The following is a 19477-nucleotide window of genomic DNA, read 5'->3' on the forward strand; positions in this document are numbered from 1 at the left end:
CAAAACACACCTTGAAAGAGGGCTCAATATAGGTAGAGGAGAAATGCTGGCTAGTCAATTCGACAATCGACGCAGATCCTATAGGTGCGGGGAGCACAATGTCCACATTTCACCACGGTCGTCGAGCGCACCATACGGTTAGCATCCTGGGCGATCTGCATGACCACTGCCACACTTTCATCGAACTCGTTTTCGTGCCGCATGTCATAGTAATGCAGTATACCGGATGACCGAAGTGCCTGGAAAACGATGGGCAAGAAGTGCTCACCTCCTTTTGGCAGGGGCATTACGATCCGGTCAAAGGTTCTGGCTAAACTTGGCAAAATCTCCGCCACGTCACCGCAATAGAGACGAATGTTTTTCAGCTTTCGGTTTCCGGCAAGATTCGCCAGCCCAAAGCGGTGTGCCGCTGGATTTTTTTCAATGCCAACAATCTCCCTGGCCCGACTGTTTTTGGCAATCACCAGAGGATAGGGGGCGATACCGGAAAAGAGCACCAGAACCTCTTCACCTGCGGAGACCTGATCGGCGATTCGCTTTCGCTCCGTGCCGCTCCGCACCGAAAAATAGACCGCCTCAGGGTTGACCAGTAGATTCACTCCATACTCCCGATGCACTGTCTCTTTGCGGTTTTCACCTGCAATCACCTCGAGGGGAATGGTGCGAAACTCACCTGAATAGAGGCCATTCCTTTTGGCGACGACCTTTATATGTTTCAGATTATCGAGAATCGCCTCGCCAATGATCCGTTCCCGGTGGACCAGTTCCGGTGGGACAATAATCACCGCCATATCCCCAACCACATCGTAGGATCGAACCACGAGATCTAGCTCTTCCTGAGGCAGGATATCCCGCAGGTATTCTTTCAAATTGACAGACATTTGTTCTCCATGAGAAGGGGCAGCAAATACCGTCAAACAGTACCTTGCGCCCGCCTCGGCCTCAACAAAAAAATCGCCCGGAAAGTTACGGTAACTTTCCGGGCGATCTATCTGAGGACAGAAATGGTGACAGCGAGACTTTAAGCTCTGCTCACCTTCTCTGCGGTTAATCCTTTAGGTCCTTCAACGATCTCAAAACAGACCTTCTCGCCTTCTTTGAGCGTTTTAAATCCCTCCTGGACAATAGAGGAATAATGCACGAAGACGTCTTTCTCACCTTCCTGCTCAATAAAACCATAGCCTTTTGCGTCATTAAACCACTTCACTTTACCTTCTACCATGACTCAAGCTCCTTTTTTCAAGATAGCGCTCAACCGCAGTTTGCGGCTCCATCGTTTTGTTATAAACCGATATTTGTCGAAAACACAAACATTATCTTGGAATATTGAACGCATAATCCTCAAAAAGGAGCGAACAGGCACTGCTCCATGGTTAGCCCGACATCCTCTCAAAAACTATCAGACAAAGTCATGTAGTCCTGCAAAAACAGGATGTTCACCCGGTTGGCGCCTGACATCCCGTACATCAGGCAACTTTTCAATCTGCTTGACCACCTGCTCCAGCCGGTCTGCCTCATCCACCTGCAACCAGATGCAGCTTGTCTCTCCACATCCAATCGGCACACAGGCAATGGCCTCAAGATTGTAGGCCCGGCGGGCAAAAAGACTACAGATATGGGACATGACCCCAGGATGATTATTCACTTCCAGCTGCAGCACCATTGTTGGCTTAAGCGATCTGTTTTGCATAGGGTCCTCCAATCATGCTGATGTTTGCCGCTCCCGGAGGAACCATAGGATACACCTCTTCTTCCTTGCCAATAGGGGCATTGATAAGACAGGGTCCTCGCTCATTCAAGGCGATTTCCAGGATTTCCTCCAGATTGCCTTCCAGTCCGACATCATAGGCTCGCATCCCAAAACCACGGGCGATGGCCGCAAAATTAATGTCGATCTGAAAATCAGAGGCAAAATGGTGCTGGGAATAGAATAATCCCTGTTGCTGTCGTACCAAGCCAAGCGAATTGTTGTTCATGATAATGATGGTGATATCGAGCTGCTGCTCAACCGCTGTGGCGAGCTCCTGAATATTCATCTGCAGGCTGCCGTCTCCGGAGAAGAGGACAACACGCTTGTCGGGATGAGCGATCGCTGCACCGATTGCCGCCGGCAAACCAAAACCCATGGTACCAAGCCCGCCGGAAGTCAGCAGTTGCCGAGGACGATTGAAGGGATAGACCTGAGCCGTCCACATCTGATGTTTCCCAACGTCAGTGGCGATAATGCCATCTCTACCGAGCATCTCGGCCACCTTCAGAATTATGCCGTATGGTTTATCTGGAACGACCATGTCCCGTGTGGCCAGCGGATAGGCGTCCTGCAGAATACGTACTCGGTTCATCCAGCTGGACCGCCTGTTTGCCTCGATGAGCGGCAACAATGATTCCAGCGAACAGCGGACATCACCAATAAGGCCGATGTTGGCGTTTTTCAGCTTACTCACTTCGCTGGGATCGATATCCATATGGATAATCTTGGCATCGGGGCAAAACTCGACGATCTTACCCGTAGCACGGTCATCAAAACGAGCGCCAGCAGCGATAAAGAGATCACACTCCTGCAGAATCATATTGGTTGAGCGGGCAGCATGCATCCCAAGCATTCCCAATGAAAGCTGCTCACCGGCAGGCATGGCACCAAGTCCCATCAGGGTCATGGTGGTGGGAATCATATTTTTTTCCGCCAGTGCTCTTGCGGCTTTGGCAGCATCACCGTGGATGATACCTCCACCCAGACAAAGTACCGGGCGTTTGGCGGAATTGATCAATCTGGCAGCCTGTCGCAATGCTTTTCCATCAACAGGAGGAAAATCAAGCCGAACACCCTGCTCAGGCCACTCATCAAAAGATATCTCAGCCTGCTGGATGTCCTTTGGTACATCGATCAGTACCGGCCCCGGCCGCCCAGATATAGCCAGGCGAAAGGCCTCAGGGATAACATGAAGTAACTCAACCGCCGAACGGATCATGAAGTTATGCTTGGTGATGGGAATAGACATGCCGTAGGTGTCAACCTCCTGGAAAGCATCGGTACCAATCATGGTCACCGGAACCTGCCCGGTAATACAGATCACCGGAATGGAATCAAGATAGGCATCGGCAATTGCCGTCATGATATTGGTTGCTCCAGGCCCGGATGTGGCAAAACAGACCGCTGGCCGACCGGTCGACCGAGCCATTCCCTGGGCAAGAAAACCAGCGCCCTGCTCGTGCCTGGCAAGAATATGGCGGATCGAGGCTGAGTTGTAGAGCGCATCGTACAGCGGCAGGTTGGCGCCGCCGGGAATGCCGGATATGGTGGTTATCCCCTGCCGCTCCAGCAGGCGGATAATCAGTTCTGCGCCATTCATCGTAAACATTGGTGGGTTCTCCTTTGTTGTGATTCCTCTTTTTGCCGGCCGCGAAAGCGGAGGCCAAAAAAAACCCCCGCCGGCTTGCGCCGACGGGGGTTGAAGTGCTTATTATTGCTTTCTTTTTCCCTTTACGGCGCTGCGCCCTCCACGTTGCACACCACGACCACCACACTCACGAGAATGAGTGCTAGAGCGAGAGAAAAAACTGCGTTTGCGCTGGTGATACGATGATTCATGTGGGCTTCGTCCGTAATAAAAGAATGTACTTTATGGTTTTGGATAACAAAATTAGCCGGGAGCGTCAAGCGGTATTATCATTAGACCCTTTACTTTTTCCTTCCTCTCTTTTCCTTTGCCCTTGATTCACCTTTCCTTTATGTTGAAAAAAGCTGCAAACAGTCGTGTCTCATCACCATGAATATCAATTTCTTATGCGTTATCATATGAATATGTCTTTTTCCTGCAAACCGACTCCTGCTCTTGTTTTCGGCACGGGCAACCACCGTAAGCTCCCGGATCTGGTCACCACCTTCGGCAAGAAACTCCTGCTGGTAGTCGGCGGTACGTCCTTTCTCCATGGCAACGACTGGCCGCTCCTGCAAGCCGGACTCAAGGAGCTAGGTGTACAGATTCACATCGAACAGATCGAGGGTGAGCCTTCACCGCAGCTCATTGATGCCATCTGGACACGATATCCACGTAACAGTATCGACTGTGTGGTCGCCATCGGCGGAGGCAGTGTTCTTGATGGCGGCAAAGCCATTTCGGCGATGCTTATGGAAAGAAAACCTGTTTACACCTTTCTCGAAGGAGTGGGCACCGAAAAAACAAGCGGTGCCAAGGTTCCCTTTATCGCCGTACCAACAACTTCCGGTACCGGCAGCGAGGCAACCAGCAATGCGGTTCTCAGCCAGATAGGTGAAAAGGGATTCAAAAAATCCCTGCGCCACGATAATTACGTCCCGAACATTGCCGTAATCGATCCTGCGCTCACCACCAGTTGCCCCCCAGGTCTGACCGCCGCCTGCGGCATGGACACCTTCAGCCAGTTGGTGGAGGCCTATCTTTCAACCAACGGCTCACCATTTACCGACGCCCTTGCTCTTGACGGTATCCGTGCAGTTGCACGTTCTCTGCCCGTCGCCTGCCGTAACGGTGCCGATCTGACTGCCCGGGCCGACATGTCTTATGGTTCCTATCTTTCCGGTATCGTGCTGGCCAACGCCGGCCTGGGTGTCGTCCATGGCATGGCATCTGCCCTGGGTGGTTTTTTTGCCATTCCCCACGGGGCTGCCTGTGCTCTGCTCATGGCCCCGGCCAACCGACTGACTCTCACCAGGCTGAGAGAAAATGGCAGCGACGAAAAGTCACTGTCCAAATACAGTCAACTCGGGGAGATAATCGCCGACTGCCCATTACCAGCAGCAGATGGCCAGGATCGCTTTATCGGTTATCTGGAAGAGCTGGCAGTTGAACTTGGCATCGGGGGATTACATGATTTCGGTGTCACTGCCGGGGATATCGATAGGATCATTGCCGAGTCCACCAGTAAATACAACCCGGTACAACTTGAGCACGCCGATTTTACAGCCGTTCTGAAAGAAATCCTCTAAGAGGCAAAAACGTCGATGAATAAAGGTACCAGGTATGCATTGGTTCTTCGCCAGACCATGACGGAGAGTAATTGCATTTTATAGTCCTTATAGTATGTTAAGCATGTTCATTTTGCAGGACACCGCTTCTCTGCCACCGTTTGAGGCCAATCAGCAAAGGGGTTATTGCAGTCATTTATTCCAAATACGAGCCGATACCATATGTCGATAACTGGCCACTCAGCCCCTCACGCGCCGGACTCTGCCGGCAAACTTTCCGGGACGTCGCCGCTCCATCTGCATGATTTTTCCCAGCTCCTGGATAGTGCCCTTATCCCGATGGTTGTTATCAACCATACCACACAGCGCATTCTCTATATCAATGACGCCGCCGTGGATTTTTTCCAATTCAGTCGGGATGAAGCTGTCGGAATCTATATTCCGGATTATTGGGTCACTCTCGAACGACGGCAGGAGTTTCTCAGCCAGCTGGACCGGAATGGAAAAGTTATCGATTTCGAAGCCAAACTGCGAACTCTCCATGGCCAGGAAAAACACACTCTCATCTCCTCCACGAAAACAATCTTTGGCAATTCCCCGGCCATTTATTCGATATTCAAGGACATCACTCGCGAAAAAGAAGCAGAAGAGAAACGCAAACGAAGTGAAGAGCGTTTTCATGAGCTCTACAGCCTGATACGGCTCATGGCCGACACCGTTCCCGACATGATCTGGGCAAAAGATATCAACAATTCGTATCTCTTTGCCAATAAAGCCATCTGCAACAATCTGTTGATGTGTGACAACGACGTTGAGCCGCTTGGTAAAAATGATCTCTATTTTGCCAACCGGGAGCGGCAGCGCGGTCACAATCATACCTTTGGTGAAATTTGCGCAAATTCGGACGATATCGTCAAGGAGACAGGGAAAGCCGGGCGATTCCTTGAAGACGGACTGGTCCGGGGATCATACATGATGCTGGACGTCCACAAAGCTCCGATGTTCGACGCAGACGGGAACATTATCGGCACCGTTGGCTCAGGCAGGGACGTGACCCAGGACATGAAAAACCTGGCGGAAAAGCGAGCCAGCGACAGTCGATACAGACTTCTGGCCGAAAATGTTCGAGATGTCATCTGGACCATGAACGCCAACCTTGCATTTACCTATTTTTCCCCATCTATCAAGGAGACCTTCGGCTACAGCCAGGAAGAATTCATGGCTGTCCCTCTTCCCTGCCACTTTCCGCGAAAATCGATCCCCTATCTTTCTCAGTTCAACGAACATTACCGAAAGATTGCGAATAAGGAAGAGGTCAGCGATAAGCTGCAGTTCTGGGAATTCGAGATGCTGCATGGTAACGGCTCAACCATCTGGATCGAGACCATCACCTCACCGATGCATGATGAAGATGGAGAATTCCAAGGAGTCGTGGGGGTCAGCCGCGATGTCACGCCACGGGTGGAGACCCAGAAAGAACTGGAGAAGACCAAAGAACAGGCCCTGACAGCCAATAAGGCCAAGTCAGAATTTCTGGCCAACATGAGCCACGAAATCCGCACCCCCATGAACGGAATCCTTGGGATGTTGCAGCTCTTGCAGGAAACCCGGCTGGACGAGCAGCAAAAGGGGTATATCGACACCGCTATTGAATCCGGAACCAGTTTATTGCGACTGATTACGGATATCCTCGATTTTTCGAAGATCGAGGCCGGCAAAATCGATCTGGCGGAAAACTTCTTCAACCTCCGTCAATTTCTCCAGACGGTTACCTACACTTTTGCCGGACTGATCGACGAATCAAAAGTCAGCCTTGATCTGCAACTTTCACCCAGGGTACCGGAACATATCCGCGCAGACAGATCACGATTGCAGCAGATTCTCTTCAACCTGATGGGAAATTCGGCGAAATTCACCACCAAAGGCTCAATCCGGTTGCAGGTCGATAGCGAGCCGGCACACAACAGCCGGATTCGTTTGAATTTTCTGTTAGAGGACACCGGTATCGGTATTCCAAAGAACATGCATTCCAAACTGTTTGAACCATTTGTCCAGGCCGACGGTTCATTCCAGCGGAAATACAAGGGTACCGGTCTTGGCCTATCCATCGTCAAGCAGCTGGTCAGTCTCATGGATGGAACCATTCAGCTCGACAGCACCGAGGGGGAAGGAACTTCGATCACGTTTTCCATTCTGGCCTATCCTGGCAGTGCAATGCGGGAGGAGTGTGAGGATGAGCGGCACCACACGCCGAGAAATGGCAACGTGACGCCAGCCAATATACTGGTGGTTGAAGATGAGAGAATCAACGCCATGGTCATCAGTGCCATGCTCAAAAACCTCGGTCACGACGTTACCCTCGCCGGCAGCGGCCGGGAGGCGATCGACAAGATGAAGTTTGTGCAATATGACTGCATCCTGATGGATATCCAGATGCCGGAACTGGACGGTATAGAGACGGCAAGAATGATCCGCGAGAATTGGCGGGATTCTGGGAAAACCATTCCCATTATCGCCGTTACGGCCCACGCCATGAAAGGCGACCGGGAAAATTTCCTTGCCGCCGGCATGGACGAGTATCTCACCAAGCCCGTTGACGCTGTAGCCCTGGCCGCCACGCTCGCCAGGGCCCTCAGTTCCAACAAATCCTGAAAGCTACAAAACCCCGGTACCGATCTTTTCCCCAAACGCTTTGGCCTCATCAATAAGCGTCTGCTGTTCCTTCACAGCACCCCGCTCGTCCACCCCACTGACCAGCAGCGATTCACCGCATTCCATATCAAGAGCATCAAGCGTATAACGAACGATCAGTTCACTGCTCTCAAAGAGCTTCTGCCCTCTGGTTGCAGCAGTCGCCAGCAGATAGCCGCGCCGCCCCTCGCCTTGACGGAAGCGCTCTTTCAGACTGTACCGCCTCGCCCAGCGGGCCTGAATCCGGTCAATAAATATTTTGGTCTGGGCTGAAGGCGCATAGAAATAGATCGGGGTCACCACCAATAGTCGATCGGCCTTATCAATCTGATCATAGATCGGGGTCATATCATCCTTAATGACACAGGCTCCGCTCTTTTCACAGCCGCCGCACCCTTGGCAGGGACGGATCGAGAGCTTGTTCAGCCGAAAATACTCGACCGTGCCACCATGGTTCTCGACCCCTTCCGCCACCGCTCGGGCGAGAGTTTCACTGTTGCCGCTTATTCTGGGGCTGCCCAGAACAATCACCATATGCATAGATTCACCTTCTCTTTAGGTTGTTATCGCCAGATGGCATGAAAGTGGTGCACCGGCCCATGCCCGTCGCCAATCACGTAGTCCGCGCCAGCCTCAATAGCCTGGTGAAGATAGGTTTCCGCCTTGCCCACCGCTTCGGCCAGTTCCAGCCCTCTGCCCCAAAAAGCCGCAATAGCCGAAGAGAGGGTACAGCCGGTGCCATGGGTGTTTTTGGTATACAGTCTTTTACTACTATAAACGTGTTCGGTAGCGCCAGGAGCGGTCAACAATACATCCTGCAATTCCTCTCCTGTAAGATGCCCGGCTTTGAGCAGAACAGCAGTGGAGTGAGCTGTCACAAGATCACGACATGCACCCCGCAGCTGCTGGTCATTTTCGATTTTCCTGCCCAGCAACAACTGTGCTTCCGGAATATTAGGGGTAATAAGGTCAACTACGGGAAAGAGCAGTTCTTTCATGGCCTGGATGGCATCATCCTGAATCAGCTTATCGCCGCTGGTCGCCACCATCACCGGATCAAGCACTACCCGCTGGCAGTTATATTCCCTCAGCAACCCGGCAACGCAGGAGATCACCTCGGCCGAGTGCAACATGCCGATTTTGATGGCGTCAACCCCAATATCGTCAAACACCGCCCGCAGCTGGGCTTCCAGGAAGTCCAACGGCACCGGATGAATGGCTGTTACACCACGGGTGTTCTGGGCCGTAAGTGCAGTGATACCACTCATTCCGTAACAGCCGCATGCGGAAAATGTTTTCAAATCGGCCTGTATGCCAGCACCGCCGCCGCTATCTGAGCCGGCTATGGTCAAAAGACGGGTATACGATTTCATCACACCTCGTGAACCTGGGATAAAATATAACGACAACTGGTAGCATATCTAACGGAAATTGCACTGCACCACAAGTCTTAGTGGTGCCAGGAGGTGATGATTCAGAAAGGCACCAACCCAGACTCCCGCAGACCACCTGGGCCAAGCCGGAACACAGATTGCCAGCCAGGAGCACCGGCCACACCTTCGTCTGCCGTTGCAACCAGCAACTGGCACCAGCTCCCTAACCGCTGCTGGAAACGAGTAATTTCCAACCGCTCGTCCCCGGCCATGCCATGATCAAAGCAGTCGAGCAAAAGAACCGGCCTTGCACCATGGCATAACTGAGCAAGCAAGCAGGTAAGTGCAACGAGATAGAGGCGTTGGCCAAAGACGTCTTTCGGGATATCTGTAAAATACACCCGCTGGCTATCTGAACTCAGGACCGGAATCGGCCAACCATTTTCCCGTAACAACCGTGCAATAGGCTCCATTTGCTTTTGAGCCTCCGCCTGCAGTTGCTGAAGCGTTACTCCTGATCGCAGCAGATCATATTTCTGGTAAATGAGAGAAAGCATATCCGTCACAACCGGGGCCTCGTCCCGTGTCCTGCCATTCATGATCTTATCAACACGAAAAGAATCCGGCAAAGCACAACCTGGATTGAGATAGAGGGTAAGCGGCAGCTCTTGTGCGATTTTCTCTTCGGCCTGGTAAAACCGCTGCCGCCGTTGGATATGGTAGAGACACCGTTGATATCGTTCATGCTGGTCGTCAGGAAGAAGATGCTTCATGTTTTGCAGCCAACGTAAGCAATCCGCCGCAGCATCACCCTGCAACCGGTCCGACTCGCCTAAACCCTTAAAAAAATTGGTATCAGCCCCATCCCCCCAATCAGCAACTGCACGGCGTAAAACACTCATATCCTCTGCAATCTCACGCCAGCGACTTGAGGCCGACAGCTCGACAAAGCTGGTCCAGCGGCTGTTATCAAGGCGACGGCCTATCTCGACGCGGTCTGTCTCGATCAGGTCGGCATCGATGTCCGCCAACCGGACAACCTGTTCAGCTCGTGCGGAAAAAACGAAAAACACGGCTGTCTTTTTCTCCGGGACCACCCTACGGTCATATTCATTCTGCTTCCAGACGCGAGGATGATCAGCAAAAGGTTTTACCCGGTGGATATCATATGGAGGGTTGAGTGTTTGCAATGCTTGCAACAGCGAAGTTTTACCACCCCCTCGGGGGCCATAAAAAACAGTCGTCTCCCTACCCGGCACAAACCAGCCGGTGTCACGCACCCCTTCAACACATCGTACTTTTGCCTGAATAAGTTGCATGATTTGGGTTTCCTTCTATTTTGCCTCAACCGGCATCGCTCCTTATCAGAAGTATAGCACAACATGTCACTAATCAACGGCATAAGGAGAAGTAGCGATGACATTTGCGTCCCTGCTACAACTCTGCTACTCTTCTTTTCACGAGAATCAGGCATCTCAGATGAACATTCCTGCCCAGGACACCACGATGATCCATACCCTGCAAAAAGAGGTAGTTCTCGGCACGACCATAGGCGAGTGCTGGAAATTTCTTCAGAATCCGCATAATCTCAACGACATCACGCCGCCTGATCTCGATTTTCAGATCGTTTCACCGACACCGGAGAAAATGTATAATGGGCTGATGATCGAATACCGGATCCGCATTCCCCTCCTGGGGGGGCAAACCTGGCTTACCGAGATTCGCCATATCCGCGAAAGCGAAAGCTTTGTGGACGAACAGAGATATGGGCCATTCCGCTTCTGGCACCATTTCCACGGGATAGAGGAGGTTGAAGCTGGTGTGCTCTCCCGTGACAGGGTCACCTACATCATGCCTTTTGGGGCGGTCGGAGAATTTCTTCACTGGTTCTATGTCAGGACGACACTCGAACGGATTTTTTCCTATCGGCAGACCCGGCTGCTGCAGTTGTTCCCCGGCTGATCGTATTGTAATTAGGGAAACAACTCGCAGCCAAACCTCAGGTCAACCAAAACGACTTCTCAAAATTTTCGCCGCCTCGACGATGGCGCACAACTTTTGAAAAGCCACCTCTTCCACATTCACCGAGCGACTGGCAAAACAGCCGAAACCGCAATCTGTATTTAAAAAGAGCTGGTCGGGCCGATAATACTCGAGGGCTTTTTCGGCTTTGGCCACAATATACTCCACAGGCTCGACTTCGTCTGTTCTTGGATTGACAACTCCAAGTCCCAGCTCCCGATCGGCCAGATGTTTTCCTACCACATCAATATCACCGGCGCGAGGGGTGGCATATTCCAACACAAACTGATCGATCTGCATCGGCTGCAGCGCCGGCAGCAGCCTGGCGTAATCGCCCTTCAGCAGCACTTCTTCCTGTTTTGACCAGTTACCTCGGCAGATATGGAGGCCAATCCGCACTCCGTCAATACCCTTGACGATCCGGTTGATCAGTTCAGCGGCAAATTCCAGTTCCTTACCCGCATCACGGCGGGTAGCAAGGGTTGCTCACATAAACGTTCGTCGTTCACACTCCTCCGACATCACCACTTCGGTTAACACCGGCTCATCAAACTGAACGAATTCGCAACCGGCATCCCGCAGATCGATCAACTCTTCGCGCAGAATCTTGACCACATCATCGGCCATCTTTTTATGATTCCGGTACACCTTTCTGGTAAGTGCCGTCACCCACATCGAACGTGTCAGCAGATAAGGTCCCGGCAAGGTGATTTTCACCGGTTTGCTGGTAAGGTTGCGCATAAACCGCAGATCACCAAGAGCCAGCGACTCCTTACGGGAGAGTTTTCCGACACAGGTCGGGTTTTTCACCGCCGAAGCCGGCATGTCCATGGTGCGCAGCATCTCCTCAAATGCTGCCTTATCCTCAACGTAATCGAGCATATCAGCAAGAGACATCAACGCTGTTCCTGCCACCTTGTCGGTGATAAAGGCGTAGAAACTCTCACGTCGGTGCTCGCCATCCACCAGGATGTCAAGCCCGGCTTTTTCCTGCAGTTCAACCGTGCGTCGGATCTCGTCATTGGCGACATTGTTGAATTCATTTCGGGAAACCGTGCCCTTCTGGTAGCCTCTCAGCGCCTTCAGCATCGTCTTAGAACGGGGCCAGGAACCGACCTGTGTGGTCAAAAATGTGTTATTGGTCGCCATATTTATACAATCGCTAGTTTTAACTGCAGATCCACACTCTTTTGCAGTGTGGCCACAATGGGTGAACGGGCAACAGTCTGCTGCCAGACCGAACGAACCTTCTCTTCATCATCAAAGGTTGAGACAAAACATTTACACTCGACTCTTTCAATGGAAGGGTCGCCATCTTCAAGACCCATATGGGCCAAGACGTTATTGAGCGTGCCGGTAAGTGTCAGCTCAATATCATCAACCTCGATATTTTCCCGGGCACAATCACTTGCAAACGCCGTAGTCAGCGATCCGGCCAGGGCACCGAACAGGTATTCGAGAGCCGAGGGGTTGGCATCCTTTTCTTCAAAGCTTGCCGCTTGCCCCATCTCAAACGAGAAGTTTCGGGCATAGATGGTCGACTTTAGATGACCCGTTGAACGGGCCCGCAATCGCCATTCATACTTCCTGGCCTCTTCCTTATCTTTGGCAAGCGCCTCCTCCTCGGCTTTCTGGCCGTTGCCGCGCCGCACGAAGTATCTGGTATAACCATCGCCATCAACCTTACCCAGATACTCGTGTCCAGCCATTCGGCACCACGGCGGCAGATCATCAGCCACGGTGGGTTCCCGGCTTCGCATCTCAAGAATACCATCCACCGGGGTTTGCATCATATGTTCCCGAATCAGGAGAATCAGCCCGGATCCGCAATCCAGATCACCTCCATCAAACACCTTGTCAGGCGTAATCGTGCTCACATCTAAACTCATCCTTTGCAGTCCTCCCCGGTGGATATGGTTTCAATCAGTATGCTACAGCTGGAGAACCTGCAGACAGCCACTCAACCAGCGCAGCACCACCGGCCGGGGTGGCACCTTCAACCAGGTCTGCCTCGGTGATGGAGCGTTTCTTCATGCACGGTGTGCAGACATAGATCTTGCCACCCGCCTTGATGAATTTTTCGATCAGATCCTTTAAAGGGGCAAAGGGAGCGCCCTCATCGATCTTCGCCATCTCTTCTTTTACTGCACAGTAGACCCCTTCAGAACTCAAAAACACCATGGTCTCTTTTTCGCTGCCCTGAGCGGCATTGGCTACGACGAAGCCAAGGGTTGCTTTATCCGGGTCGCTCATGCAGTGGGTAATTGTCACACAGAAAGTATTGGCCATTTTTTAGCTCCTCATCAAATGTGGTTTTAGGGTTATTAAATAGTAGGGATGTTGCATTTTGGTCAGTTCGTTTTTCGTCATCCGGCTCCAGGCCGGTAACTCCACAGGCGCGCCAGGGTCTCGGGAAATAACGAGAATCTTCAGGCCCGGTTTCTGGTCACGAATATAGAGATGGAGGTTGACGATAACCCGTCCGCAGGTCTCTTCCCCCCCATCAAACTCATCGTCAAATTCCCAGTCGGGTAACGGAGGCGGCTCGGTATGGTTTACCGGCGCCCTCTCATCCATCGTTGACATCGGACAAGAGCGCTGCCCTGTTCTCACCGGTGCTTCCGGCATTTCCTTCTCCATTTCGTTTCGGTCCCAGGCAGAGTTTTTCACATTCAAAAGAGAATGTTATGCAACCTCTCTAAAATGCACTCTTTATGCATCATGACTGCAAAGACTTTTAACCAGAAAATGACGACTCGACAAATAGCAAGATCCGATAGGACAGGCGCCACCTATCGATCATTCCTATAACCATGGGCAACAGCAGAAAATATGATGAAACGAAAGGTGGAAAACTCTCCAGAGAGGAGGAAGAAGCTGATAAGCCTGAACGGGAACGCAGCTTCTTCCTGTTGGGAAACTCTTAACGATTCAATCAGTGATTGACCACCCGCGGCAACTCTCGTGCTCGCGTTACCCATTTGGAGACCTGCTTGAGGTAGGGCATTGACCTGACCAGATGACGGGCGTCATTGATCTCCTGTAATTGTACCAGCAGATGCTCGGGATTTCGTTGGGCCAGCTCCGGGACGCTGTCAACTCCGGCGTTTTCCAGGAGCCCGGCATACTGGCTGCCCACCCCTTTCACCCGGAAAAGATCTGCCTTGTTGACCCAGTTCAGCACCAGTGTGTCACTCACCTGCAGTTTCTCAGCCAGGGCCTTGCGCCCTTGTCGAGTGGAGCCCAGCAACAGCAGATTCTCTACAGTGGTGATTCCCGCGCGTGCCAGCTTGTCCGCATACACATTGCCAATACCTTCAATCGATGAAATTCGTGTCATACCGCTTCACCTCACAGTTGCCATTTTGTGTTTGCATGTACGTGCACCTCATTTTTCAATGTTTCCGGCACGTCACCCTGGCAAGTCGACACTGCGACCTTGAGTCTATAGAATCAATTTACCGAGGATGCATGGTATATCTGGAAAGCTATGCACAGGTGTGGTAATGTCAATAATATAATGAGATTTATTATTATAATGCAATAATTGTATACATACACTTGCCGTTTCTGAAAATATTGTGTTATCTAGTTTCCTAGACGATTATATGATCGCCCAAGATGAATTATTTTTCTGACGAATTCTCATCAGATCGACAATGCGACAATCAAATCCGCTTCTTTTTGCCATCAAACGCTACGCCCTGCATGATGGCCCCAATATCCGGACCACCGTCTTTTTCAAAGGGTGTCCGCTAAGCTGTTTCTGGTGCCATAACCCTGAAGGAATTCGTGCCGAAACCGAGGTGGTAACCATCAGCGATCGCTGTATCGGCTGCAGGGAATGCATCCACGGCTGTCCAAAGGATGCCCTGACCGTTGATCGGCAGGGACTGCACCGGGACCTGGAGCGATGCACAACCTGCCTTGAATGCGTAGAAATCTGCCCAGCCCTGGCCCATGAAGCTGTCGGTTATTACAGCGGTATTGATGAGGTGATGCGGGAAATTGAAAAGGACTTAGCTTTTTATGACAAGTCCGGCGGCGGGGTGACCTTTTCCGGCGGCGAGCCGCTCCAGCAGGCTGAACACCTTCTGGAGTTGCTCAAACGTTGCGGCGAACTTGGCATTCATCGGGCTGTCGACACCAGCGGACTTGCCCCCACCGCGACTCTGCTTGATGTAGCCCGCCACACCGAGATGTTTCTTTATGATCTCAAGCATATGGACAGCCATAGTCATCAGGGATATACCGGGGTGCCAAACGAGCTGATTCTGGCCAACCTGCAGGCGCTTGCCCAAAGCGGTGCAGCCTTCCGCATCCGCATCCCACTGTTGGCAGGCATTAACGACAGCGACGAGAATATTGCAGCAACCGCCAGATTTGCCATGGGCCTGGCCGGTCTTTCGGGTATCGACATTCTGCCCTACCACCATTTTGCCTCGGCAAAATATACGAAATTGAAAACAGGGTACCGCGGCGAACGGAACCATTGCCCAACAAAAGAAGACATTTCCCGTGTCCGGAAAATTCTGGAACAGTTTGGCCATCAGGTCACAATAGGAGGATAACAGCATGAACGAGAGAATTGCCCGCTTGCGGGAAAAAAGCTTTTCCACCCATCCTTCCATTTCCATTGAGCGCGCCGTGCTTGAAACGGATTTTTATCGCGAAGAGTATGGTAAACACTCGCTGCCGGTGCTGCGGGCGCTCTGCTTCAAATATCTCTGCACACATAAAACCATCTATATCGGTGATGATGAACTGATCGTGGGAGAGCGCGGCCCCGAGCCCAAAGCGGTCTCCACCTTTCCTGAACTCACTTGCCACAGCGCTGAAGACCTGCAGATCCTAAACGACCGGCCGATGACCAATTACCGGGTCGCACCGGAAGATATCGAGACATACAAAGAGAAGGTGATCCCCTACTGGCAGGGGCGTTCCATGCGGGAACGCATTTTCAATAACCTGCCCGATGAGTGGCGTAATGCCTATGAGGCTGGGCTCTTCACCGAATTTATGGAGCAGCGTGCTCCCGGCCACACCGCCCTTGATGGCTTGATCTATGAAAATGGTCTGCTCGATCTCAAGACGCGCATACATGAACGCATCGCCCGGCTCGATTTTACACATGACCCGGAAGCATCCGACAGGGGTGAACAACTCCAGGCCATGGCCATCAGCTGCGATGCCGCCATCATCTTCGCCGAACGTCATGCCGAACTTGCCGAGAAGATGGCCGCAGAGGAATCTGACGCCAAACGCAAAGACGAACTGCTGACCATCGCTCACGTCTGCCGTCGGGTCCCGGCCCATGCACCGCAGACCTTTCATGAAGCAATACAGATGTACTGGTTTGTCCATCTCGGCACGATAACTGAACTCAACGGCTGGGACGCCATGAGCCCCGGTCATCTCGATCAGCATCTGCAGCCGTTCTATGAACGTGAACTCACTGCCGGCACCATTGACCGTGACAAGGCCAAGGAACTGCTCAGCTGTCTGTGGATCAAGGTCAACAACCACACCGCGCCCCCCAAGGTCGGCGTCACGGCCAAGGAGAGCGGCACCTATAACGACTTTACCCAGATCAATCTGGGCGGCTTGCGTACCGACGGCACAGACGGCAGTTCTGAAGTAAGCTATATCGCCCTGGAGGTAGCTGATGAACTGCACCTTCTGCAGCCACAGCCAAGCGTCCATGTCAGTAACAAAACTCCCGACCGTTTTTTGAAAGCTGCGGCAAAAGTAATTCGTAAAGGATATGGCTATCCGTCGGTGTTCAATACCGATGGGGTGATCATGGAGCAGGTGCGTGTCGGCAAAAGTTTTGAAGACGCCAGGGAGGGTGGCACCAGCGGCTGCATCGAGACCGGTGCCTTCGGTAAGGAAGCCTATATCCTGACTGGTTATCTCAACGTCCCCAAGGTGCTTGAGATCACCCTCAATAACGGTGTCGATCCTCTCACCGGAAAAATGGTGGGGATAGAGACCGGTGATCCACGCAACTTTACCAATTACGATGAGCTTTACAGCGCCTTTACCCGTCAGCTTGAATACGTTGTGAACCTGAAGATCCGGGTGAACAACTATATAGAGCGAATGTATGCCCGCTATTCACCGGCACCATTTCTCTCGGTAGTCATCCGTGACTGTATTGAAAAGGGCAAAGACTATTACGATGGCGGGCCGCGCTACAACACCAACTATATCCAGTGCTGCGGCATCGGTACTGTAACCGACAGCCTGTCGGCTATCCGCACCCATGTTTTTGAGAGTGGCAAAGTCACTATGGAAAAGCTGCTTGGTGCACTGGCCAACAACTTCGCAGACAACGAACCACTGCGCCTGAGGCTCTGGAATAAAACACCTTTTTTTGGTAACGACGACGAGCGGGCCGACTCCATCATGCAGCGGGTTTATCAGGATCTGTTTGCAGCCATCGACGGCAAGCCCAATACCAAGGGTACCGTTTATCACCTGAACATGCTTTCCACCACCTGCCATGTCTACTTCGGCAAGATGATGGGCGCCAGCGCCAACGGCCGCCTGGCCCATCTGCCCATCTCGGACGGTACCTCACCCTCCCAGGGGGCGGATCGCAACGGTCCCACCGCGGTAATCAAATCGCTTTCCCGCATGGACCAGGTGAAATCCGGCGGAACCCTCCTCAACCAGCGCTTTCTGCCATCGGTATTGCAAAGTGAGCAGGATCTCGACAAGCTCTGCGGGCTGGTGCGAACCTATTTCGCCCTCGGCGGGCATCACATCCAGTTCAACGTCGTCGACACCCTGACCCTGAAAAAGGCCCAGGAACAGCCGGACGACTACCGTAACCTGCTGGTACGCGTTGCCGGGTACAGCGACTATTTCATCGATCTCGACCGCGACCACCAGGCGGAGATCATCAGTCGAACAGAACAGGAACTGGGGTAGACGACAGAAATCGTCTCGGGAAAAAAAGAATACCGGAGCCAACGCATTGAAAAAAGCGCGGGCTCCGGCATAAAAGGCTACTAAACTGTTCTTCTGTTACTTCTTCAAAATCTCGGCAATGGCATCGCAGACATAATCGATATTCGCTGATGTCAGACCGGCCAGATTGATCCGGCCACCGCCAACAACATAAATTGCCTTATTGTCACGCAGCCACTTCACCACATCATCGTTTAAACCACTGAAAGAAAACATACCGCGCTGCTCCTTGATAAAGGAGAAGTCGCGGTCGACGCCGCGAGCGGCAATTCCGTCCACCAGGGCGGTGCGCATGGCGACAATACGTTCACGCATGTCGTTCAACTCTCCCAGCCACTGCTGATACAAGGCAGGATCGCTCAATATTGTGGCTGCAACCAAACCGCCATGGGCAGGCGGGTTGGAGTAGATGACCCGCACAGTAACTTTCAAGTGACTCATGGCCACCACCGACTCCTCGCGGTTGGGGCTCACCACGGTCAATGCACCGGTGCGCTCGTTGTAAAGACCAAAATTCTTGGAAAAAGAGCTGGCCACGAAGAAATCGACGCCCGCTGCGGCAAACTGCTCCACGGCAAAACGATCTGCCTCGACACCTGCCCCGAATCCCTGGTAAGCAAAATCAAGAAACGGAATCCAGCCCTTGGCCTTGCCGATCGCCACTACCTGCTTCCACTGCTCTTCATTGAGGTCAACACCGCTCGGATTATGGCAGCAGGCGTGCAACAACACGATATCTCCGGCAGGAACAGCCTCAAGGCTTGCCACCAGCGCCGGGAAATCAAGACACATGTTCGCGGCGTCATAGTAATTGTACTCAGCGAGGCCAAAACCGGCGGCAGCAAAGATGCCCTTGTGGTTGGCCCAGGTGGGCTTGCTGATCCAGACCTTCGCCTGGCTGTTGAATTTCTTCAGCAGCTCAGCTCCGACCCGGAGCGCGCCGGTTCCACCCGGAGCATGGACAGTGGCAGCACGGCCATTGCTGATCACCTCACTGTCTTCACCAAAAATCAGCTTCTGAACCGAACTCGCATAGATCGGATCGCCAGAGATGGGCAGGTAGCTTTTGGTCTGCTCTCTTTCCAGCAGGATCGCTTCCGCCGCTTTAACGCTCTTTAAAACCGGAGTGTTACCGGCATCATCCTTATAGACACCAACACCGAGATTGACCTTGTTGGGATTTGTCTCTTTTTTAAAGGCCTCGGTCAATCCAAGAATGGAATCCGCCGGTGCAGCCTCAATATTCTTCCACATTTGTGCCTCCACATCAGGTTTTGTCTTGTTTTATCAGGAATTTTTCGCAACAACTGATAGCCGGAAGCATCAGTGCGCGTATTGCGATTGGACGTCTGTTATGACCCCAAGGGGGATGCTGGAACAGCAAGCTGGGGAGTATTCTTCAATAGATGCAAAATAGCAGATTCAACAAAAAAAACCATTTTTATCGCAAAAAGGTATTTTTTTCTGAAGA

18 protein-coding genes are annotated in these 19477 nt (G+C 52.2%); 5 read left to right on the plus strand and 13 right to left on the minus strand.

Annotated elements, in window-relative coordinates:
- Positions 1–50: 50 nt before the first annotated feature.
- The 4 genes from BUF15_RS00255 to ilvB form a co-directional block, all read right to left on the minus strand.
- The gene (locus BUF15_RS00255) at positions 51–881 is read right to left on the minus strand and encodes a class I SAM-dependent methyltransferase (protein ID WP_073611440.1); all 831 of its coding nucleotides are present in this window, start codon (positions 879–881) and stop codon (positions 51–53) included.
- Between the two features lie 140 nt (positions 882–1021).
- Complete coding sequence (locus BUF15_RS00260) at positions 1022–1222, minus strand: cold-shock protein (RefSeq protein ID WP_073611441.1); 201 nt, start codon at positions 1220–1222, stop codon at positions 1022–1024.
- 177 nt (positions 1223–1399) lie between these two features.
- A complete protein-coding gene (gene ilvN / locus BUF15_RS00265) occupies positions 1400–1690 on the minus strand; it encodes an acetolactate synthase small subunit (RefSeq protein ID WP_073611442.1) in 291 nt (96 codons plus the stop codon).
- On the minus strand, positions 1671–3359 hold the full coding sequence (ilvB, locus tag BUF15_RS00270; RefSeq protein ID WP_073611443.1) for an acetolactate synthase large subunit: 1689 nt from the start codon (positions 3357–3359) through the stop codon (positions 1671–1673). Before ilvB ends, ilvN begins: the two co-directional genes overlap by 20 nt.
- A 437-nt stretch (positions 3360–3796) precedes the next feature.
- On the opposite strand from ilvB, the gene BUF15_RS00275 reads away from it, so the two are divergent.
- Complete coding sequence (locus BUF15_RS00275) at positions 3797–4966, plus strand: iron-containing alcohol dehydrogenase (RefSeq protein ID WP_073611715.1); 1170 nt, start codon at positions 3797–3799, stop codon at positions 4964–4966.
- 201 nt (positions 4967–5167) lie between these two features.
- Positions 5168–7597: a PAS domain S-box protein gene (locus tag BUF15_RS00280; RefSeq protein WP_073611444.1), complete on the plus strand. Its 2430-nt coding sequence runs from the start codon at positions 5168–5170 to the stop codon at positions 7595–7597.
- 3 nt (positions 7598–7600) lie between these two features.
- Here the strand turns inward: BUF15_RS00280 and BUF15_RS00285 are convergent, their stop codons facing one another.
- The 3 genes from BUF15_RS00285 to BUF15_RS00295 all read right to left on the minus strand — a co-directional run bounded on the left by BUF15_RS00285 (position 7601) and on the right by BUF15_RS00295 (position 10328).
- Positions 7601–8176, minus strand: coding sequence for a flavodoxin family protein (locus BUF15_RS00285; RefSeq protein ID WP_073611445.1), 576 nt, complete (start codon positions 8174–8176; stop codon positions 7601–7603).
- A 23-nt stretch (positions 8177–8199) separates the two neighbouring features.
- Positions 8200–9009, minus strand: coding sequence for a bifunctional hydroxymethylpyrimidine kinase/phosphomethylpyrimidine kinase (gene thiD, locus BUF15_RS00290; protein ID WP_200802294.1), 810 nt, complete (start codon positions 9007–9009; stop codon positions 8200–8202).
- Between the two features lie 101 nt (positions 9010–9110).
- Positions 9111–10328: a hypothetical protein gene (locus BUF15_RS00295; RefSeq protein WP_073611447.1), complete on the minus strand. Its 1218-nt coding sequence runs from the start codon at positions 10326–10328 to the stop codon at positions 9111–9113.
- Positions 10329–10425: 97 nt separating this feature from the next.
- On the opposite strand from BUF15_RS00295, the gene BUF15_RS00300 reads away from it, so the two are divergent.
- A complete protein-coding gene (locus tag BUF15_RS00300; RefSeq protein WP_234981067.1) occupies positions 10426–10971 on the plus strand; it encodes an SRPBCC family protein in 546 nt (181 codons plus the stop codon).
- Positions 10972–11013: 42 nt separating this feature from the next.
- Here BUF15_RS00300 and BUF15_RS28005 read toward each other — a convergent pair whose 3' ends face one another.
- From BUF15_RS28005 to BUF15_RS00325, 5 genes are all read right to left on the minus strand, one after another.
- On the minus strand, positions 11014–12180 hold the full coding sequence (locus BUF15_RS28005) for a cobalamin-independent methionine synthase II family protein (protein WP_268753145.1): 1167 nt from the start codon (positions 12178–12180) through the stop codon (positions 11014–11016).
- Positions 12181–12182: 2 nt separating this feature from the next.
- Complete coding sequence (locus BUF15_RS00310) at positions 12183–12908, minus strand: sulfurtransferase TusA family protein (protein WP_234981069.1); 726 nt, start codon at positions 12906–12908, stop codon at positions 12183–12185.
- 46 nt (positions 12909–12954) lie between these two features.
- A complete protein-coding gene (locus tag BUF15_RS00315; RefSeq protein ID WP_073611449.1) occupies positions 12955–13320 on the minus strand; it encodes a DsrE family protein in 366 nt (121 codons plus the stop codon).
- A 3-nt stretch (positions 13321–13323) separates the two neighbouring features.
- Entirely contained in the window at positions 13324–13659 is a 336-nt protein-coding gene (locus BUF15_RS00320) for a sulfurtransferase TusA family protein (RefSeq protein ID WP_143170585.1), read from the minus strand.
- A 307-nt stretch (positions 13660–13966) separates the two neighbouring features.
- Positions 13967–14371, minus strand: a complete 405-nt coding sequence (locus BUF15_RS00325) for a DUF4332 domain-containing protein (protein WP_073611450.1) — start codon at positions 14369–14371, stop codon at positions 13967–13969.
- Between the two features lie 319 nt (positions 14372–14690).
- On the opposite strand from BUF15_RS00325, the gene BUF15_RS00330 reads away from it, so the two are divergent.
- Together BUF15_RS00330 and hypD are read left to right on the plus strand one after the other, a co-directional pair.
- Positions 14691–15602, plus strand: coding sequence for a glycyl-radical enzyme activating protein (locus tag BUF15_RS00330; protein WP_073611451.1), 912 nt, complete (start codon positions 14691–14693; stop codon positions 15600–15602).
- Between the two features lie 4 nt (positions 15603–15606).
- Complete coding sequence (hypD, locus tag BUF15_RS00335) at positions 15607–17967, plus strand: trans-4-hydroxy-L-proline dehydratase (RefSeq protein WP_073611452.1); 2361 nt, start codon at positions 15607–15609, stop codon at positions 17965–17967.
- 96 nt (positions 17968–18063) lie between these two features.
- Here hypD and BUF15_RS00340 read toward each other — a convergent pair whose 3' ends face one another.
- Positions 18064–19260: an amino acid aminotransferase gene (locus BUF15_RS00340; RefSeq protein ID WP_073611453.1), complete on the minus strand. Its 1197-nt coding sequence runs from the start codon at positions 19258–19260 to the stop codon at positions 18064–18066.
- Between the last annotated feature and the right edge of the window lie 217 nt (positions 19261–19477).

It is taken from the genome of Desulfopila aestuarii DSM 18488 (assembly GCF_900143695.1).
Lineage (GTDB): Bacteria > Desulfobacterota > Desulfobulbia > Desulfobulbales > Desulfocapsaceae > Desulfopila > Desulfopila aestuarii.